Genomic DNA, 18,490 nt, shown 5'->3' on the forward strand with positions numbered 1-18,490 from the left:
CTAGGGTAAGTGAGCACGATACCAGTCAATTGTTTCAAGCAGCCCTTGCTCTAATCTTACGACCGGCTCATAGCCGAGAACCTCTTTCATTCTCGTAATATCGGGCTTTCTGACAAGCATATCCTCATACCCTGGGCCATACGCGTGCTGATAAGAGACGGTACTGATTTTTGACGGGGAGGCAGTCAGCTTCTTAATACGCTCAGCCAATGAGGCAATCGTTATTTCCGCTTCTGTTCCGATATTAATGACCAGACCATCTGCCTTTGGGCTCATCGCGCGCGCTGTCGCCGCTGCCGTATCTTTGACAAAGGTAAAGCAGCGGCTTTGCTTTCCGTCCCCAAAGACCTCAAGCGGCTCACCTTTCAATGCAGCTTTGATAAAGATCGGTACAACACCGCCATAGGAAGTGGACGTCGCCCGCGGTCCGAAAGCATTAAAGTAGCGGAGAATCGTAACCGGTAACCCTTCCTTGCCGTAAGCAAGACATAAATGTTCTTCAAGCGCTTTAACACTTGAATAGCACCATCTATGCACGCTGGTGGCTCCTAGAATTCTGTCGCTTTCGTCCTCTGAAAAGGGGGTCGCTGTGTTTTTTCCATAGACCTCAGAGGTCGACGCAAACACAACCTTTTTGTGATGGCGGAAGGCTTTCTTTAATAAAAGGCTCGTGCCTTCCAAATTGCCATTGATCACATGCAAAGGGTGTTCAACCGTATGTTTAACACCGAGCACGGCCGCCAAATGAAAGATGCCATCCACTTTTGGGATCAGATCATCCAGCAGTTCTTCATTCTCGCAGTCTCCTTTTACAAATATAAAACGATCCGAAGCGGTTAGATTCTGTATGTGAGAAAAATCGCTATTTGATAAATTATCAAGGCAGTAGACATGATGACCTTCCGCAATTAAATGCTCACACAAATGAGAACCAATAAACCCCGCCCCTCCAGTAACCAGTACCTGCACAATCTCACCTCTTTACAATCGAATCACATTTTTTGAATGATCTGAAATTCGATTTCTTGTATCCAAAATTAACTTCGCATGTGCTTTCAGTGCCGTGTAATCAATTTGACTATGGTCTGTCAAAATCACGACGCAATTATAGGATTCAATGACTTTCTGCTCTAACGCGATGCTTTGATACATTTGTTGATTGATTTCGATCTCTTCTACATAAGGGTCGTAATAATCAGCCTGATAGCCTTTGCCGATTACATGCTCCATCACCGGAACAGACATTGATTCACGAATATCATTGACATCACGCTTATAGGTCATGCCGATTAACAACACGCTTTTTTCCTCAGCCGGCTCCCCGATCAATTCCTCAATTCGTTTCATAATATAGCGAGGCTGGGCATCATTGACATCCTTGGCCAAATCAATGAACGCCGTTGGCATATTGGCATTATTTGCTTTCCACTTTAAATAGAGCGGGTCGACCGGAATACAATGACCACCGATCCCAGGCCCAGGGTAGTATGGCGTAAATCCGTATGGCTTCGTACTGGCTGCCTGAATGACCTCCCAAATATCAATATCAAGTCCATGACAGATTTGCGCCATTTCATTCATGAACGAAATGTTGATCAGCCGTTGAGCGTTTTCCAAAATTTTCGTCATTTCCGCCACTTTCGGTGAGCTTACCGGCACAAGCGTCTCAAACGCCGCCCCGTAAATGCTTGTCACTTTTTTTAGACATTTATCCGTCACGCCGCTGACCACCTTGGGGATTTGCCCCAATGTATACATATGATTTCCCGGGTCAATACGTTCCGGAGAATAGCCGATAAATAAATCTTCTCCAACGGCAAAGCCGGCTTTTTCCACCATTTCAAGCATGACTTCTTCTGTCGTTCCAGGGAAGGTTGAGCTTTCCAGAACGAGCAATTGCCCTTTCTGCAAATGAGGCAGAAGCGTCGAAATAGCCGTTTGTAAATAACTTAAATCCGGATACTTGTGCTCTCTTAAAGGAGTCGGTACACATAAAAGAATCGCTTCAGCCTCTTTAGCCCGGCTGAAATCTGACGTTACGTCTACACGCCCTGTTTTCATGAAAGCTTCCACTTCTTGATCACTCAAGTCAGATAGGTACGACTTTCCAGATTTTATCTTCTCTACTTTCGATTGATCAATATCAATCCCGATAACAGGATAGTCTTTCGATGCGAATAACATGGCTAATGGTAATCCGACATAACCAAGTCCAATGATAGCGATTTTTGTATTCATCTCATTAACTCCTTTACGTTCGCAAAGATATACATATATATGTCGGAAAAGGGCGTTTTGCACTAGACATACATGGAAAAACGGAAAGATGGGCTTAACAAAAGGGTTTGAGACAAAACTAGCTTTGGACCTACTGGCAATGGCTTCACACGCCACAAGCCCGTTGTGAGAAACCCACTCACAACGGGCTTTAAAAGATCGTGGCGGTTCCGCTCATTGCTTAAAGGCTGTGACAAAAAGGTAAAAAAACAACCTTTTGCCACAGCCTCTGAAAGCAAAAATTCGAAGCGGTCGTCCTCTTGACACGCCCCTTTATTTACGACGCGCCGGATTACCGACGACGACCGTTGAATCCGCTACATCCTTTGTAACGACAGCACCGGCGCCGATGACCGCATCGGCGCCAATGGTGATCGAAGGCAGTAATGTCGCGTGATTGCCGAGCTTTGCCCCTTTTTTAATATATGGTCCCGTATGAACACCTTTTCCGCTTGCCATGTATTTATCATTCGACATCGAGACACAAGGGCCGAGAAAGACAAAATCCTCAATCGTCGTATCTGCCGTTACATAACAGCCGGTTTGAACGGTAACGGACTGACCGATCGTCGTTTTTGGCTCAACCATCGCATGACGTCCGATCACGGAACGCCGGCCAACCTCCACTTCTTCCCTGATGCTGACATGATCGCCAATAAAAACCTCATCTGCTATGACCGAACCATGATACAACGTGACATGGCTGCCGATTGTCACCCCGGCTCCTATCGTCAGTGGAAATAAGGCAGCTGTCGGCTTTCGCGCCATTTTTTTATTTGCTGCCGGCTGTTTACCAAGCAGGGTAAAAGCCTGAATCCGGACATCGTCGCCAACCTTTGTTCCGGCTTTGATGACGACATGATGATCAATTGTCACATTGTCTCCGATTTCAACATCCTCTTCAATGACGACGAATTCGCCAATTTCACACCCATTTCCCAATGTCGCAGTCGGATCAATACTCATGCTTGTCGCTCCTATCCAGAAATCAAATTTTGGTAAATTTGCAGCACTTGCTTAATAACCTTTACGGAATCGTGGTTCGCTTCGACAAAGGCTCTTCCCTGGCGGCCAAGCTCTTGCCGCTTCGCCGGATTTCCGAGCAAATCGGCTAAAACGGCATCAAGATTATCAGGATTCGCCGACTGAATCGGCAGCCCCGGCGGAAACGTCGGGACTAAATCCGGGCGCAAATAGCAGATGACCGGCTTCCCCATCGCCATCGCTTCGATACTCAGGTTGCCGTAAGCGCCACATAGCACTTGATCGATGACGATATCCGCCTCTTTATACAGCTCAAGCGCCTTCTCGTGGCTTAGCTTCTCGACCAGCTTAAATTCAAATGGAAGCTGGCTCTGGAGCCGCTTGACGCTTGCCTCGATATAGGCGGTGCCTTTAAAATCCCGGTCTGTTGGCGCGTGAACGACAAGCGGTTTTGCTTTCACCTCCTGCTCGACGGCGACTTCGTACTGGCCGATCGGACAGAGTCGTGGCAGAACATAGACCGGCTTATTTTCTTTGCTGTAATACGGATAGACATATTTATAAAGCTCATAATCTTGGACAATCGCCGCGTCAACCAGCTTTGAAAAGGTTTCTAAATTCGATTGGATCGCATCTTCCGGAAACGAGGATTCGGCGTACGCGTAAGGATTTTCGTAGGAATCCCCCTTCACCGCAAGCGCCCGGGAACGAACATCATTCCCGCGGTGGTGCATAATGCTTTTCTTTCCCTTGTCCTTAATCCATTGCAAATCGCGAAAATCTTCAAGGAATGTATGGCTATTGTGAAAATGGAACAGATCAAAATGATCGAGTGCAACGTTGACAAGCTTCTGCAATTCAAAAGCATCGGTCATATATGTTCCTTTGTAATCGAGGAAAGAATGAAAAAAATTATAACCGGTGGCATGAACTCCTTCTTTTTTTAAGTGGTCGCAAATAAGCTCGACCTGCCCGGCTATTTCCATCGGCGCATGGCAAACACGAAGCATAACATCTCACCGTCCTTATTTCAGATAGATTTTTTCAAGAATTTCTGCTATTACCCGAACATCATGAAACTCTTCCACAAATCGACGGCTTTTCTGCCCGATTTCATACCGTAATTGCGGATTTCTAAGCAGCTCTTCTAATGTATCGGCGACCTTCTCCGGCGCCGTGCTGACAATTGGAAAATTGCTCGGCAGCTGGGCTCTCACATCGTCACGAATATAGGCGACGACGACTTTTCCTAGCGCCATTGCTTCCACGCTAAGCATCCCGTACGTTCCACACAATACTTGATCAATGATTATATCCGCCTCGCCATAAGTAGCCAACGCCTGCTCATGGCTCATATTTTCAACAGGCTGATAGCGAAACGGCAGCTGTCTGCCTTTAAGCTGTTCAATGCCCGCCTGAACATAAACAGTCCCTTTAAATTCCCGGCTCGTCGGAGCATGAACGATGAGCGGATTCGTCTGATCAACACGCGGATACCTCGGCACGAAGGAATCGACCTTACAGGCCAGAGGGACAACGTGGACGTTTTTGTAGTAATCCTTAACATAAGGAACCATTTCATAATCTTGAACGATGGCGGTGTCAATGTAAGTCGACAGCCGTTTTAACCGCCGATCAATCTCTTCGTCCGAGTAATAGCTTTTTGGTAACGCGTATGGATTTAGCCTTTTCACAGCCTGATCCGTTCTGACATCATTCCCCCAATGATGCATCACCATTTTTTTGTTTTGCAGCTTTAATGCCGGAAGCTCGAGCCCTTCGACCGAAAACGTATTGCCGTTATGAAAATGAAAGACGTCACTGTTTTTCGCCAGTGGAACCATATGACGTGCAAGCTCGTAGGCATCGGTATGAACGACTGAGTTCTTATAATTAATGTAGGTATGAAACCAATTATATCCATTTACTTCATGTCCTCTTCGCTTCAATTCATCGCATAAAACTCCCATTTGACCTGCTATTTCTGTAGGTGCATGCACAATCCGCATGTGTATTCCTCCTTGAATTCAGTCATATATTCATATTCACAAATGATAAAATCCGTTAACCATCTATGAAAATTTTAGATGCCAACTTATCAATTTATTCTTTCTTCAACATATGCTATAGGGTACATTGACGAAAGGTGGGATTTGATGAATTTTCTTAGTAGTAAAACAACAGGCTTTAACCAGCATATTGCCGTTCTCCCAATCGGGGGGTTTGATGCCACATCCCCTCTTGTCTGGTCCAAGGAAGCCTTGCTCCCGGCTGTCAAATATGTATTGAACGGGGTGGATACGGGAGATTCCTATTTTACCGGATTTGTTTTGACTCCGATTAAAACAGGTGCCAATAAATACCTTCACCCTTTATATACAGGCTTTGGCGAGCTTCCAACGATCCAGGACTGGCAGACATATATGGCATTGTTGTTTTCGGATCAATACAATTTAAAAGCGCTTGAAGAGCTGGCGGTCCGTCCTCTTGATATTTGGATCGGTCTTCCTTATCCGATTATCAGTCAAACAAACTTTGGAGTGGTCAATGGAAAATCATTATCCTTTGCCAATCAGGCCGACCGGGAAGAGGCGCTCAAATGGTGGATTACGACCTTCTTGGCAACATGGAACCAGCAAGGCTTCACGAAGCTGAATCTCAAAGGCTTTTATTGGTTAAGAGAATCGCTGATACCCGAAGATGAATCGCCAATCACGAACATTAATCAGTACATTCACACGCTTGGCTACAAGACGATGTGGCTGCCAAATTACGGCGGCTTCGGTGTCACGAACCCGTGGAAGGGCGAATCGATGAATTTTGATTTAACCGCCATCAACACAAACTATTACGGCAACACACCGATCACACACGATTGGATTAATCATTCTTCAAATTTCGCGAAGTTTTATCAAGCAGGCCTCCAGATCAATGTCGGCAAGGGGATTACCTTCAACCAGTATCATCTCTATGATTTTCTCAATCTCGGACTTCCTCATCGAAACAATTACATCGATGATTGTGTGCTCGTGTTTAACTTCCATGACATGAGCATTCAGGAATTCGCCAGAGATCGCAATGCTGATTATCAACAAATTTACCTGTTCATGAAAAAGCTCTACGTCGAGCAAAGCTATCCCGGACGAAGCTATTAAGAACAACGGTTTAAAAATAAAGCAGGAAAGCGGGTTTGCTTTCCTGCTTTATTTGTGCAGCACGGAACCGCCGCCTCCTTTTATGATTGATCGACTTCGCTTTAACGCATCTCAAAAGGGCAAATCAGCCTTTTGAGCTACCTCCTATAAAGTCGGCAGCTGCTTATAAATTTCCTCCAATTGCTTTGTCACAACCGCGCTGCTATGATAGGCTTCCACGTACCTTCGACCCTGCTTTCCGTATGCTTTGCGGACTTCAGGGTACTTAATCAGCAATTCAATTTTGTCATAAAGCGTATCAGGGTTGGCGTTGACGATCGGCGGAATTTCCGGGAAGGTTGGCAGCAGGTCATCCCTGACATACGTTACGACCGGCTTCCCCATCGCCATCGCTTCCACCGAAAAGAGTCCATACGAGCCGCAGAGAATTTGATCGAGAATAATGTCCGCCTTCTGATACATCTGAAGCGCCTTTTCATGATTCAGCTGCTCAATCCTCACATAATTAAATTCATAGCGTTCTTTCAGCTGCTCAATTGCTTTTTCAAAATGGGCCGTCCCTTTAAATAAAGGATTGGTTGGCGCATGAATCAATAGAGGTACTTTATTTTCAGCCTCTTCCACGTATGGGATGTGATCGAGGTTTACGGCGATTGGCAGGACGTGAACGCGCTCATAATAATCCTTAATATAATCGTAAACCTCATAATCCTGAACGATCGCGTCTTTGACGATCGCTGAAATAGCGGTCAGCTTCTTATCCATCACTTCATTTTCGGGAGAATCGCCGGTGTAAACATATTTATTCCGCTCTCTGGCCTGCTCATGAAACCTGACATCATTTCCCCAATGATGCATCACCGCCTTTTTGCGATGCTTTTTCAATTGAGCCAGATCACTGAAATCGTCGACCAATGTCTCCGCATAATGAAAGTGGTAAATATCATAGTCTGTCAAAATGTCTTCCACTTTTTTGGCCAGGTCTTCCTTTTCCAAGTTCAAAAGATTTTCCTCATAGCCTAAATAAGAGTGAAAGGTATTGTAGCAGCGGACATGATGCCCCATCTTCGTTAAATCACCTGCAAAGATTCCCATTTGTCCGGCAATTTCGTTTATACCTTGAAAAATTCTCACCTGCTCTCTACTCCTTTACCCAATGAAATGTTTGAGCGATGCCCTGTTTTAATGAGTACAAAGGCTGCCAGCCGATCGTATTCTGAATATGATCAATTGCCACTACCCTTCGCTGGATCGTATCTACTTTCCGTTTTGGGGCGTAAATAATTGGATACGTCTCCGCATCATAGCCTGCTTCTTCAATCACGCTCCTGGCAAGGTCCTGAATCGACGTCTCTTTCATCGTACCGACATTAAAAACCTCCCCAACAGCGTTATCACGGGAAGCGGCAAGTAAGAGAGCGTCTAGCGCATCCTCAATATAAGTAAAATCGCGCGTTTGCGTACCATCTCCGTAAATCGTTAACGGTTCGTTAGCCATGATCGCATCAAAAAACTTGGCGACAACACCGCAATAAGGGTTGGAGGCCAGCTGACCAGGTCCGTATACGTTGGAAAGCCGCAAGATCGTCATAGGAAACTGATAAAGCTGATGAAAAACGTGGCAATAATGCTCAGCCGAAAACTTACTCGCGGCGTAAGGCATCGCAATTTTGTGATACTGTTCCACCGTCGGCAAAACGTCGGCATCCCCGTAGACGGACGCTGTAGAGGTGTAAACGAAACGCTGTAAATGCTGGCAATGCTTGTGGGCGAGATCGAGCAGGGAGTAGCAGCCTAACAAATTGACTTCTAAATCCTGTTCCATGTTTTCCACGGAATGGACAAGATTGCGACAGGCAACGTGAAACAAAATGTCCACGTCGGCTAAATGCGGCGTTACCGCATCTGCATCCGTGATGCTTGCTTCGACAAACGTCACATGGTCAGCCACGGGAACAGCCTGCCGATTGCCTGTCGTTAAATCATCAATCACCGTAATCTTTTTCGCCAACGGCATGAGTCGTTTGACTAGTTGCGAACCGATGAAGCCGGCTCCTCCAGTCACAAGCACATGCTTATTTTTCATGATCTGCCTCCCCTTCCTTCATATTTTTGGTGGCAAACGTATGAAGAGGAAGTGATACGGGGCGCTTTTGCCGACTTGATTCATAAAGGGCGAAGATAAGCTCCAGCGCGTTTTCTGCCTCTGTCCCACTTACCGTCAGCTGATCCCGCTTTCCTGCTAACTCGGCAAGAATATGGTTGTACATGCGTAGCTGCTCGCTCCGATCCTCCAAAAGCTGATCAAGCTGTCCGGTCAAGGGTTCCTGCCCTGTTACTTCAAATCGTTCGAGGTGATCAAAGTTCTTCCCGCTGACGACAATCGTCCCTTTTTCACCGAATAGCCGAATAGAATAGCCGAGATTAGCTGGCTGCGTAACCGTATTGGCCTGGATGAGTCCCCGTCCGCCATTGGAAAACTTCACCATGCCAAGGGCGATATCTTCCGTTTCCTTCCGCTGATTGACTTTATGGAGATCACCGTAAATTTCCTTCGCTTCTCCCATATACCAAAGCATTAAATCGACTAAATGGATTCCTTGATTAACGAGCATCCCACCATCCTGATCCCATGTTCCCCTCCATTTTGCTGCCTGATAATACGAGTCGGAACGCTGAATTTCCATCATCACGACAGCAAGATGAAGACGGCCCAACGCTCCGCGGTCAATTAGCTCCTTTATCGTAAACAATATGGGGCGATGACGCATTTGATGACAAACGAACAAGCTTTTTTCTACTTTTTTCGCTAATTGATTGAGCTCTCGTGATTCATCAAGTGACAGGGCCAGCGGCTTCTCCACAATCGTATGCTTTTTCGCCAGCAAGCAATCTTTCGCGATCGCACTGTGGGTGCCGGACGTTGTCGCAATCACAACGAGGTCCACATTAGGATCGGCAAGAAGCTCCTGATAGTTTTGATACATCGCAAACCGTGTCGTTACACGGTTTTGCGCGAGCAGCTCTTCATGAACTGCCTTCATTCTCTCCATTGAAATATCGCTGATCGCCGCGATATAGGCATCTGTCAGTTTGCCAATCGTTTCAATATGCTTTTGCGTCATTCTCCCGCAGCCAATCAGGCCGATTCCACGTTTCATATCCGGCTCCCTCCTTTGCGTTGCTCGAAGGCGAGGATTGCGGCAATGACCTTTTCTTGTTCGGAAGAGGTGAGAAACGGATGCATCGGGATCGCCAAAAGGCGTTCAGATGTTTGCTCGGCAACCGGAAAGTCGCCTTTCTTATAACCGAGACCGGCAAAAACATCCTGTAAATGGAGGGGTAACGGATAATACACGCCGCTGGCAATTTGCTGCTGCGCCAACGTCTCGCTCAGCTCTGCCTGATGCTCGACTTCTATATTATAGAGATGATAAATATGCGTCTGTTCTTTTTCTTCCATAGGAACACCGACCGTTGAATGTTGAAACGCTTTGGCGTACACCGCCGCTTTTTTCCGGCGCTGCTCATTCCAGAGATCGATTTTCTTCAAGGCCACCCGCAAAATCGCGGCATGAATTTCATCAAGACGGCTGTTATAGCCAATTTCATCATGATAATATTTTGCGGTGCTGCCGTGATGACGTAATTTGCGGATTCGTTTGGCGAGGGTCTCATCAGCGGTTACGACGAGTCCCCCATCACCAAGCGTTCCGAGGTTTTTCGTCGGGAAAAAGGAGAAACAGCCGATGTCGCCAAATGTTCCGACACGCTTTCCTCCAATATCAGCCCCAAAAGCCTGACAGGCATCCTCGATCACATAGAGCTGATGGCGTTTGGCGATCTCGTTGATTTCTTTCATCGCGCAGGGCTTGCCAAACAGGTGAACGGGGATAATCGCTTTCGTTTTTGAGGTGATTTTTTCCTCCAATAAAGCGGGATCGAGATTATAAGTGCCGGCTTCAATATCAGAAAAAACAGGTGTCGCGCCAACCCGGGCAATTGCTTCGGCCGTGGCAAAGAACGTAAAAGGGGTCGTAATGACCTCATCGCCCGGCCCGATCTCCAACGCTCGTAACGCTAAGACAAGAGCATCCGTCCCGTTCGCGACAGCCACCGGATGGGCCACTCCTAAAAAATGGGCTAATTCCTGCTCCAATGCTGCTCCTTCATTTCCTAAAATATAGTGGCCACTATCGACAACGCGTTCAAAAGCGTTCATTATTTCCTTTTTAATCGATTGAAACTGTCTATCCAATTGAATAAGAGGTATCATGCTCTTCACTCCAAACTTTGTTCAAAATTCATTCTGCCTTACATATATGTGTAAGCCTTGAATGAAGTCACGGCTCTTTTTTAGATCAATCGCCCGCAAATGAAAAACCACACAGCGGGATTTTTTTAGAAGGAAGGGAAGGGGCCGTTACGAGGGGGGAAGCTGACGCCCTTTCCCGATTGCTCCCAAACGATTTTTCCTTACTGTCTTTCATAAAAGAGCGGGATGTCATAAAAGGAAAACGATCTCCTTTTAGGACACCCCTGAGCCCCGTTATGGCTGAATCCGTTTTTTTCCACAGCAGCCCGTTGATTTTTTTTCGATTGCTGCTTTCGGTTTTGGTTTCGGCTTAGGGGAGCGAAATGTCGGCTTTGGAGCTGGTTGCATGCGAAATGTTTTTTTCATAAATGATCCCTCCTGAATCGTTCTTCTACTACTATATGCAGCAGCCTCCTCCTTGCCTGTGTGAAGTTCGGCTTCCATTGATTTGCTGTCCTTTTTTTGAAACATTTCCGTGTCGTTGCACAATTTCGGCAGGGCTTCATACTATACAGTAGTCCGATTACCTACTTCACACTCACCTAATTGAGCTTCATGAACAGGTAAATAAATTTTTTAGGAGGTATAGAAATGAGTCTTAAGAAACACAGTGTCTGCATTAGAGTGCCTAAAGTTTTTGACTGGGTGACTCGTCAGATTGACTTACCGACTATCAGTTTTCGCGAACCGGAGCTGTCTAACTTGTTCTCTTGCACACAAACTCCAACGCCAGCTGTTGATTTATGTACATTCCTAGCAAACTTCCCTAATTTCAGCAGCCAATGCCGCGTGCTGGAGGACTCCCTTTTCACTCAGGAAGTGTTCCAATCCGGTGGCCGCAGTGAAGTTGAAGTGTCATTAGGTGACGGGAATGACATTACTCTTGAAAAGGTCAAAGTATTAGCGAAAGGATTGCTTGAAGTTGATATTTTAGACCAAAACGGCAATGTGATTTGTACGTCTGATCCAATTGAGTTCGCGACAATCCAAACATTCTATTTATGCGCTCCGGAAGGAACAGTCGTTGAATCATTTATTTCTCACGGCGAGTGCGACTCTGAAATTGTCTGCACAGGAACATTCGATCAGCTGGATATTTCCTTAACCTTCTGCTTAGATGTTCATGTGATTGCTGACGTCAAATTGGAAGTGGAAGCTGCTTACTGCAAACCGCGCAAAGAGCTTCCTGTAGCCGACGTCATCTGCAAAACAGACAAATTCCCTCCACAATGCCCGCTCGTCTTTCCAGGAAAGCACTAAAGAAAAGCCTGACAGACTCTCCGAAACAGCAGGTGGAGCCACTGCAACATGAGAAACTCAGCTGGAAACAGATCGCTTCCGGCTGAGAGACAGTGCGCGATGAAGCCCTCTTCGAGGATGTTTCAAAAGGAAATAACCCCCTTTTGAGACATCCTCTTATTTTTTGATTCTTCTTCACCGCTTGCCTTCATACATATTTATAAGCTGGATGAGAGGAGGAGCATTATGGATTCACGATTATCAACGAAAAAAGATGATTCCACGATACAGCTGCAACAAAAATTAATTCATTATCGCTCTGAGCTGAAGAAATATTACCGTGTTATTGAGAAGCATCAAAAAAAGATTGCTGACCAGGCGGCGATGATTGCTTCATTAGAAGAACAGCTGCAGGAGGATCAGCCCGGGCAGGCGCTACCGGAAGGAGCAGAACCGTTTTCCTGCTACTTTATTTATTCATTGCTTGTTCCTTCGCGGGTCGAGCATAATGAGGAACCTGTTATCATTAAAGGAAGCTTCCTGATTAAAAATCATGGAATGGAGCCGTTATCAAGCCCTGTCATTTGCCTTGCTTTCAGTCAGCCTTCTCTTGCCAATATTTCAGGTAAAATCACCCATCCGCGGAAGCGGCAGCTCGATGAATTCATCGTCGAGGATGAACAGCTCTACGGGGAATGGCAGTACCTTGAAGGGCACAGCCATAAAAAGATGAAAGACAGTGGCGAAATCTGGCTGAGACCGCTTCACCTACAGCAAATCGACAGCGGGGAAACGGTTCGTTTTTCCGATTTCGAAATCGCGCTCCCTCTGACAACCGAATACAAAAACATGTCGGTAAAAGGCTTTATTTACGGAGCTGAAATTCCTGAAGGGCAGGCTGCTCTGAACCAGATCAGCGTTGCGCTCACATGATGACCGCCAACAGGCATGTGCTGGTGCTGCGCTCAGGCTATGGCAAGGTGTATCGGTATTTTGAAGACTCGATCGTTTCCGCGCTTCACAACCTTGCCCTCAGCAGCAGCCTCGCACCGGCCCATCCGCTGAACACCGAAGCACTCATTGAATCATGCCGGCAGGAAAAGCCGGATCTCGTCCTGACGCTGCTCGGCTACCAGCTGGATGTCCGTTTTTTTGAATGGCTTCAGAAAAACGAGATCCCCCTTGCTGTCTGGCTGACGGAGGATCCTTATATGATCGACCGATCCTTGCAGGTTTTGCCCTATGCCAAAAAAGCCTTTACGATTGACCGCCAGGCGCTGAGCTACTACCGGAAGCTCGGCTTCACTGATACAGCCTTTCTCCCTTTGGCGACGAATCCGGATGTGTACAAACGAGGAAAACAGCTTGATGAGCTGGCCTCCTCCATTTGCCTCGTCGGCTACCCTTATCAGGCGCGGGTCGACTTAATTCGTTTTCTTGCAGACCATCTTCCCCTTCCAATCACGGTCGTCGGCGAATGGAAGGATATTTCCTTGCCTTCGCATGTCAACGTCGTCTCAAGATGGGTTACTCCGCAAGACGTTGCTCTATTTTACACAAGCAGCCGGATCGTCCTGAACACATACCGCTCGGACAGCGATCCGGCAAATGATAATTCAACCGGAGTCAAAGGCACGAGCCTGAACAATCGTACATTTGAAATCGCCAGCTGTCGCGCTCTCCAGCTCACGGAATACCGTACTGAGCTTCATGATTTTTTTTCCGTCGATGAAATCCCGTCCTTCCGAACAAAAGAGGAATTGCCGGATAAGATTAAGCAGCTGCTCGCCAATCCCACCGACGCCGAGCAGGCCGCCAACAAGAGCTACCTTGCCGTCACCCGCCATCATACGTTTGAGAATCGCCTCGCCAAACTGCTAAGCTATTTTCCCGCATGAACGAGGAGGACTGTGTCAAAAGGTAGAAACACAACCTTTTGACAAGCCCTTTTTTCAGCTGTCACCGGGCCGACCGCTTTTTTTGCAATCGCCTTGCCGCCAGGCGCACCTCATCCGGCTGACTGAGAAGCTCCGCTATTTTCTGATAGAGCGCTTCGGCGTGGAACGGGGCAACGGTCCAGCCTCCGTCCGTTTCCTGGACGGCTTCGGCCTGGGCACCGAGTTCAAAGCAGAGCACTGGATAGCCGCTATTTAACGCTTCGCGGGTCGTATAAGAGAACGTTTCTGGACAGATTGATGGGATCAGGACGAGGTCGATTTGATCGGCAGCAAGGAGGGCCGGCAGCTGGTCACGTTGAAATTCCCCGCGCTGAATAAAAACGGGACTTGCTTTCTTCGCCAAGAGATGATCGGCGTTGCCATAGAGAAACAGCTTTACCGGCAATTTTCGCCGATCGAGCTTGCCGATCAGCTCCAGCACCTGCTTCGAGCCTTTATGGACCGCCATATGGCCGGCAATCCCGATCCGCAGCTCCCGTGATCGTTTCGATTCTCCATTTGGCGGCGGCTGACGATAAACAGGATGGGGCTGAACGACATAATCCAACTCGGGAAAATAGCCTTGCATCACTTGCTTTGCTGACTGACTGGGAACGATGATGCGCCGTGCTTTTTGCAAAAGCTCAAGCTGCCATCGCCTCCATTCTTCAATTGAACCCGCGCGCCCGACCATCTCCTCCATCAGCCGCCGTCCGATTCCTGTCCTGCTGCAGTGGCGGCATATTCGTACCTCTTTCTCCTGTCCGCAATAGTGTCCTTTTGGCGTAATAAAGAAAAGCTGGGGGCAGGCGGCGAGATAATCGTGAATGTGGATGTCATATGGCACCGGAAAAAGCTCCAAAAATGAAAGCAGCCGCTCAAGCGGAAATCCCCAAACGTGGTCAATCATCACGGCATCGAGTGGAGTCGATGTTAGTTGTTGGACAAAGGCGGGGCTGTCCAGCGCTGTCAGCGGCCACTCGCTTTCAGTCTCCGCTTCACAGAGAATCAGTCTTTGCTCGCGGACAAAAAGGATGAGTAGCTCGGCATTATGTTCGACTGCCCACTGCTGACGAAACAGCCTCACCCCGCCGCCGCCATGATGGGTCAGGACGAGCACCCGCTTTGCCTTCATCGATGCTTCGTCTCCCAATCAAATGAAATGAGAGGATCATCATAGGCAAGACGATATTCATCAGGCCGCTCCACCTGATACGCCTTCGTCGTCAAATACATCATGACGACCGGAGTTTCACCGAGCACCCGGTAGCCGTGAGCCACTCCGGCGGGAATCGTCAAAATGAGCGGATTGTCCTCTCCCATATAGCACACCTGCGTTTCCCCGTTCGTCGGCGATTCCTCCCGCAAATCATAGAGCACAACCTCGGCATTTCCCGCCACAAAAAACCAAACATCATCCTGCTCTTTATGATAATGAAACGCTTTGATCACCCCGGGATACGATTTTGAAAGCGACCATTGTCCGAATTGTGACAGCAGGTCTTCATCATTGCGGACAAGCTCCGCGAAAAAACCGCGATCATCACAATGCTTCGTAATCTGCTTCAGCTTCACTCCGGTAATCATCGTCTTTGCCTCCTTTCCTGCAAATAGCGAATAAGCGTCGGCTTCCAATGAGCCGGCTCCGGCAGTCCGGCAGCCGGCAACTGATCCAACCCTAAGATGGTGCGCGGTGGACGAACGGCGACTCCGGGCTGCCTAACAGTTTTGACCGGCTCGACCGTAATCTGATCCAGCTGCAACGATTCCATGATCACCTTCGCCATTTCATAGCGGCTGCAGCTCCCTCTATTCGTCACATGAAACACACGGCCACGCGCGCCGCCTTCGAATAAACGCAAACAATAGCTAACTACATCCTCAACATAGGTAGGGGAGCCGATTTGATCATCGACGACCGAGATAGTGCGCTGCAAAGCGGCCCGCGCTACAATTTTTTCGATAAAGTCGTTTTCATGACCGCCATATAGCCAGGCGGTGCGGACAATCAAGGCGCGCGGATGGGCCTGCAACGTCAGCTGCTCGCCAATCCATTTGCTCGCTCCATAAACAGATAGCGGAGAGGGGGGACTGTCCGGTTCATACGGCGTTGAGGAATAAGCGGAAAAGACATAATCGCTGCTGATGGAAATTACATCAGCCTTTACCTGGGCGGCGGAGCGGGCGACATGAAAAGAGCCATGACTGTTAATGCGAAAGGCGCGTTCCGGCTCGCGCTCACATTGATCAACGTCCGTCAGCGCGGCGCAATGAATGACGAGAGTCGGCTGTACTTTTTCCAGCACGGCGCGCACCTCTGCTTCTCTCGTCACGTCAAGCTGCTCTTTTCCACAGACTACGACATCCGCTTTGTTCTTCAGCCGCTGATAAAAGGCTCTCCCCAGCTGCCCCATCCCCCCCGTAATGAGCACCTTCATCGAAACGCCCCTTTTCTCCATTGATTCCGGTACCATAAAGCCGTATCCTCAAGTCCTTGTTCAAACGACGTGACAGGCTGCCAGCCGAGCTGCTTTTTGAGCTTTTCCGAGGATAGCGCATACCGTCTGTCATGACCCTTCCGATCCTCGACAAATGAGATCAGCTTTTCGTTTTTACCGAGCAGATGCAAAATACGTTTCACTGTTTCAAGATTTGTATATTCACGCGTACCGCCAATGTGATAGATGTCGCCTGGTACTCCTTTTTTCATAATATTGACAATCGCCATGCAATGATCCCGAACATGCAGCCATTGTCTGCGGTGCGCGCCATCACCGTAAAGCGGAATCGTTTTATTTTCCAACGCATGCACAATCACTTTCGGAATCAGCTTTTCAGCATGCTGATAGCGCCCGTAATTGTTGGCGGCACGCATAATAATGACCGGGAGGGAAAAGGTCTGGACGTACGAATGGATCAAAAGGTCGGCTCCTGCTTTACTGGCGGCATACGGATTGCCCGGTCGGAGAAGCGCCTCTTCCGTTAGCGGCTCCGTCGTCGATTCGAGCGAACCGTAAACTTCATCTGTCGACATATGAAGCAGCAATCCGCACCGTCCCTGCCTCACTTGCTCAAGCAGATGATACGTCCCGATCATATTCGTATCCAAAAACGGTTTCGCCTTCGCGATGCTCCGGTCAACATGGGTTTCCGCCGCCAGATGAACAACGACATCATAGGACCTCTGAAAAAGCTGCTCCACCTCCGCTTGCTTTGTCACATCCCCTTCAATGAACTGAACCCGCGGCTCCTCTTTCAGCTTCTCCAACTCCCTGCGATTCGCCGCATACGTAAGTGAATCAAAGATCGTCACGTCCCCGTCATTCATTTCCAGCAGGTAATAAACAAGATTCAAACCGATAAATCCTGCTCCGCCTGTAATAAGGATTGATCGTCGCATGCTTATCCCCCTTAATAACCACCTAACCACTCATTTGCCAGCTGATAGGATTGATGCGTTCCGGCATCAATCCACCACCCTTTCAGCCTGCGCCATTCCAGTTCTCCTTTTTTGAGGTAACGAATGAGAACATCGGTAATTTCCAGCTCATTTCGTGCAGAGGGTGCAATGGCATCAATATGACGAAAAACAGTCGCATCAAAACAGTAAATTCCCGTCACCGCCCATTGCTTTCCTTTTAAATCAGGCTTTTCCTGCAGAGAGACGAGCTCATTTTCTGCTGAAAATGTCGCAATCGCAAATTGCTTTGGAGTGACTGTCGGCGAAAGCAAAATTTGCGCAGGTTGATCCGATTGTAGATAGACGGCGAGATAATCGGTTAAATCGTCTTCAAATAAATTATCACCAAGCAGTACGACGAACTTCTCTCCGTTCGCAAAATCCTCAGTGAGTGCCAGGGCGGCGGCAATCCCATTTGGAGCGGACTGCTCAATAAACTGATAAACAGGGTAGAGATGTTCAAACGGCTGGAGTGCTTCAGTGAACATCGCTCTTTCCCCGCAATTAATGACAATGGCGGCTTCTGTTACTTCGGCTTCTTTCATTTTCACAAGCGCCCAATGGATCATCGGCTTACCGTGAACATGGAGTAAATGTTTATTGACGGACTTTGTTAACGGATAGAGCCTTTTCCCCCTTCCTCCTGCTAAAATAATCCCCTTCATATCATCACCCCTTAGTTATTCACCGACTGATTTAACCCACGCTTCCAACATCGCTGCCAGTGCTGCCAGCGCGAGGATGACGAGGACCGGGTGAAAAACAACAGGATAGAGCGTTACCCCTGCATATAAAAATAGAGCACACCAGACCCCCATACACCAATAGCAGCTTAAAAGCATGCCAATAAAGCGCTGGATGCCTCTCCCTTTAGGTTCGATAAACGTCACCGTTTCCCCGTTTTCCTGTTTTTCTTCAACGAGGGTCTGAAACGGTTTGCGGATGAATTCACAAATCGTATCAAAGACGAGCAAATGAGTGAGGCGAAAAACCGCTAAAGCAAGAATCAAAAACTCAAATGGCGTCAGGCTCATTGCGCCCACTTCCTCTTTTTACCGGCGTTACTATTACGTTATGCAAAAAGCTGCTTGTATCAATCCACTTTTCCCGGCTAGACAAACAC

At 47.8% G+C, this 18,490-nt stretch carries 20 protein-coding genes; 4 read left to right on the forward strand and 16 right to left on the reverse strand.

What is annotated here, in order from left to right:
• From M3202_RS15955 to M3202_RS15975, 5 genes are all read right to left on the reverse strand, one after another.
• Positions 1-969 carry an SDR family NAD(P)-dependent oxidoreductase gene (locus M3202_RS15955; protein ID WP_251224296.1) on the reverse strand — a complete coding sequence of 323 codons (969 nt, stop codon included), beginning with the start codon at positions 967-969 and terminating at the stop codon, positions 1-3.
• Positions 970-981: 12 nt separating this feature from the next.
• The gene (locus tag M3202_RS15960; protein WP_251224297.1) at positions 982-2,238 is read right to left on the reverse strand and encodes a nucleotide sugar dehydrogenase; all 1,257 of its coding nucleotides are present in this window, start codon (positions 2,236-2,238) and stop codon (positions 982-984) included.
• A gap of 312 nt (positions 2,239-2,550) precedes the next feature.
• Positions 2,551-3,243: an acyltransferase gene (locus M3202_RS15965; protein ID WP_251224298.1), complete on the reverse strand. Its 693-nt coding sequence runs from the start codon at positions 3,241-3,243 to the stop codon at positions 2,551-2,553.
• Between the two features lie 11 nt (positions 3,244-3,254).
• Positions 3,255-4,271: a glycosyltransferase gene (locus tag M3202_RS15970; protein ID WP_251224299.1), complete on the reverse strand. Its 1,017-nt coding sequence runs from the start codon at positions 4,269-4,271 to the stop codon at positions 3,255-3,257.
• A gap of 15 nt (positions 4,272-4,286) precedes the next feature.
• Entirely contained in the window at positions 4,287-5,270 is a 984-nt protein-coding gene (locus M3202_RS15975) for a glycosyltransferase family protein (protein WP_251224300.1), read from the reverse strand.
• A 147-nt stretch (positions 5,271-5,417) separates the two neighbouring features.
• Between M3202_RS15975 and M3202_RS15980 the strand changes: the two genes are divergently transcribed.
• Positions 5,418-6,416, forward strand: a complete 999-nt coding sequence (locus M3202_RS15980) for a DUF4855 domain-containing protein (RefSeq protein ID WP_251194588.1) — start codon at positions 5,418-5,420, stop codon at positions 6,414-6,416.
• A 144-nt stretch (positions 6,417-6,560) separates the two neighbouring features.
• Here M3202_RS15980 and M3202_RS15985 read toward each other — a convergent pair whose 3' ends face one another.
• The 5 genes from M3202_RS15985 to M3202_RS22400 all read right to left on the reverse strand — a co-directional run bounded on the left by M3202_RS15985 (position 6,561) and on the right by M3202_RS22400 (position 11,097).
• Complete coding sequence (locus M3202_RS15985) at positions 6,561-7,550, reverse strand: glycosyltransferase family 4 protein (RefSeq protein WP_251224301.1); 990 nt, start codon at positions 7,548-7,550, stop codon at positions 6,561-6,563.
• Positions 7,551-7,557: 7 nt separating this feature from the next.
• On the reverse strand, positions 7,558-8,502 hold the full coding sequence (locus M3202_RS15990; RefSeq protein WP_251224302.1) for an NAD-dependent epimerase/dehydratase family protein: 945 nt from the start codon (positions 8,500-8,502) through the stop codon (positions 7,558-7,560).
• A complete protein-coding gene (locus tag M3202_RS15995) occupies positions 8,492-9,577 on the reverse strand; it encodes a Gfo/Idh/MocA family protein (RefSeq protein ID WP_251224303.1) in 1,086 nt (361 codons plus the stop codon). Before M3202_RS15995 ends, M3202_RS15990 begins: the two co-directional genes overlap by 11 nt.
• The gene (locus tag M3202_RS16000; RefSeq protein WP_251224304.1) at positions 9,574-10,692 is read right to left on the reverse strand and encodes a DegT/DnrJ/EryC1/StrS family aminotransferase; all 1,119 of its coding nucleotides are present in this window, start codon (positions 10,690-10,692) and stop codon (positions 9,574-9,576) included. The genes M3202_RS15995 and M3202_RS16000 overlap by 4 nt, the downstream gene beginning before the upstream one ends.
• A gap of 273 nt (positions 10,693-10,965) precedes the next feature.
• Positions 10,966-11,097 carry a hypothetical protein gene (locus M3202_RS22400; protein ID WP_285890544.1) on the reverse strand — a complete coding sequence of 44 codons (132 nt, stop codon included), beginning with the start codon at positions 11,095-11,097 and terminating at the stop codon, positions 10,966-10,968.
• Between the two features lie 225 nt (positions 11,098-11,322).
• On the opposite strand from M3202_RS22400, the gene M3202_RS16005 reads away from it, so the two are divergent.
• From M3202_RS16005 to M3202_RS16015, 3 genes are all read left to right on the forward strand, one after another.
• Complete coding sequence (locus M3202_RS16005) at positions 11,323-11,991, forward strand: BMQ_0737 family morphogenetic spore coat protein (protein ID WP_251224305.1); 669 nt, start codon at positions 11,323-11,325, stop codon at positions 11,989-11,991.
• Between the two features lie 225 nt (positions 11,992-12,216).
• Positions 12,217-12,903, forward strand: coding sequence for a hypothetical protein (locus M3202_RS16010; RefSeq protein ID WP_251224306.1), 687 nt, complete (start codon positions 12,217-12,219; stop codon positions 12,901-12,903).
• Entirely contained in the window at positions 12,900-13,868 is a 969-nt protein-coding gene (locus M3202_RS16015; protein ID WP_251224307.1) for a CgeB family protein, read from the forward strand. The genes M3202_RS16010 and M3202_RS16015 overlap by 4 nt, the downstream gene beginning before the upstream one ends.
• A 61-nt stretch (positions 13,869-13,929) precedes the next feature.
• Here the strand turns inward: M3202_RS16015 and M3202_RS16020 are convergent, their stop codons facing one another.
• The 6 genes from M3202_RS16020 to M3202_RS16045 are packed head-to-tail and all read right to left on the reverse strand — an operon-like array spanning position 13,930 to position 18,401.
• On the reverse strand, positions 13,930-15,042 hold the full coding sequence (locus M3202_RS16020) for a glycosyltransferase (protein ID WP_251224308.1): 1,113 nt from the start codon (positions 15,040-15,042) through the stop codon (positions 13,930-13,932).
• Positions 15,039-15,494: a dTDP-4-dehydrorhamnose 3,5-epimerase family protein gene (locus M3202_RS16025; RefSeq protein ID WP_251224309.1), complete on the reverse strand. Its 456-nt coding sequence runs from the start codon at positions 15,492-15,494 to the stop codon at positions 15,039-15,041. Before M3202_RS16025 ends, M3202_RS16020 begins: the two co-directional genes overlap by 4 nt.
• Complete coding sequence (rfbD, locus tag M3202_RS16030) at positions 15,491-16,345, reverse strand: dTDP-4-dehydrorhamnose reductase (protein ID WP_251224310.1); 855 nt, start codon at positions 16,343-16,345, stop codon at positions 15,491-15,493. The genes M3202_RS16025 and rfbD overlap by 4 nt, the downstream gene beginning before the upstream one ends.
• A complete protein-coding gene (gene rfbB / locus M3202_RS16035; RefSeq protein WP_251224311.1) occupies positions 16,342-17,307 on the reverse strand; it encodes a dTDP-glucose 4,6-dehydratase in 966 nt (321 codons plus the stop codon). Before rfbB ends, rfbD begins: the two co-directional genes overlap by 4 nt.
• A gap of 11 nt (positions 17,308-17,318) precedes the next feature.
• Positions 17,319-18,032 (reverse strand): sugar phosphate nucleotidyltransferase, encoded by a 714-nt coding sequence (locus tag M3202_RS16040; RefSeq protein WP_251224312.1) that lies wholly within the window; start codon positions 18,030-18,032, stop codon positions 17,319-17,321.
• Between the two features lie 15 nt (positions 18,033-18,047).
• The gene (locus M3202_RS16045) at positions 18,048-18,401 is read right to left on the reverse strand and encodes a DUF1360 domain-containing protein (RefSeq protein ID WP_251224313.1); all 354 of its coding nucleotides are present in this window, start codon (positions 18,399-18,401) and stop codon (positions 18,048-18,050) included.
• Between the last annotated feature and the right edge of the window lie 89 nt (positions 18,402-18,490).

This window comes from Halalkalibacter oceani (assembly GCF_023715605.1).
Lineage (GTDB): Bacteria > Bacillota > Bacilli > Bacillales > Bacillaceae_D > Halalkalibacter > Halalkalibacter oceani.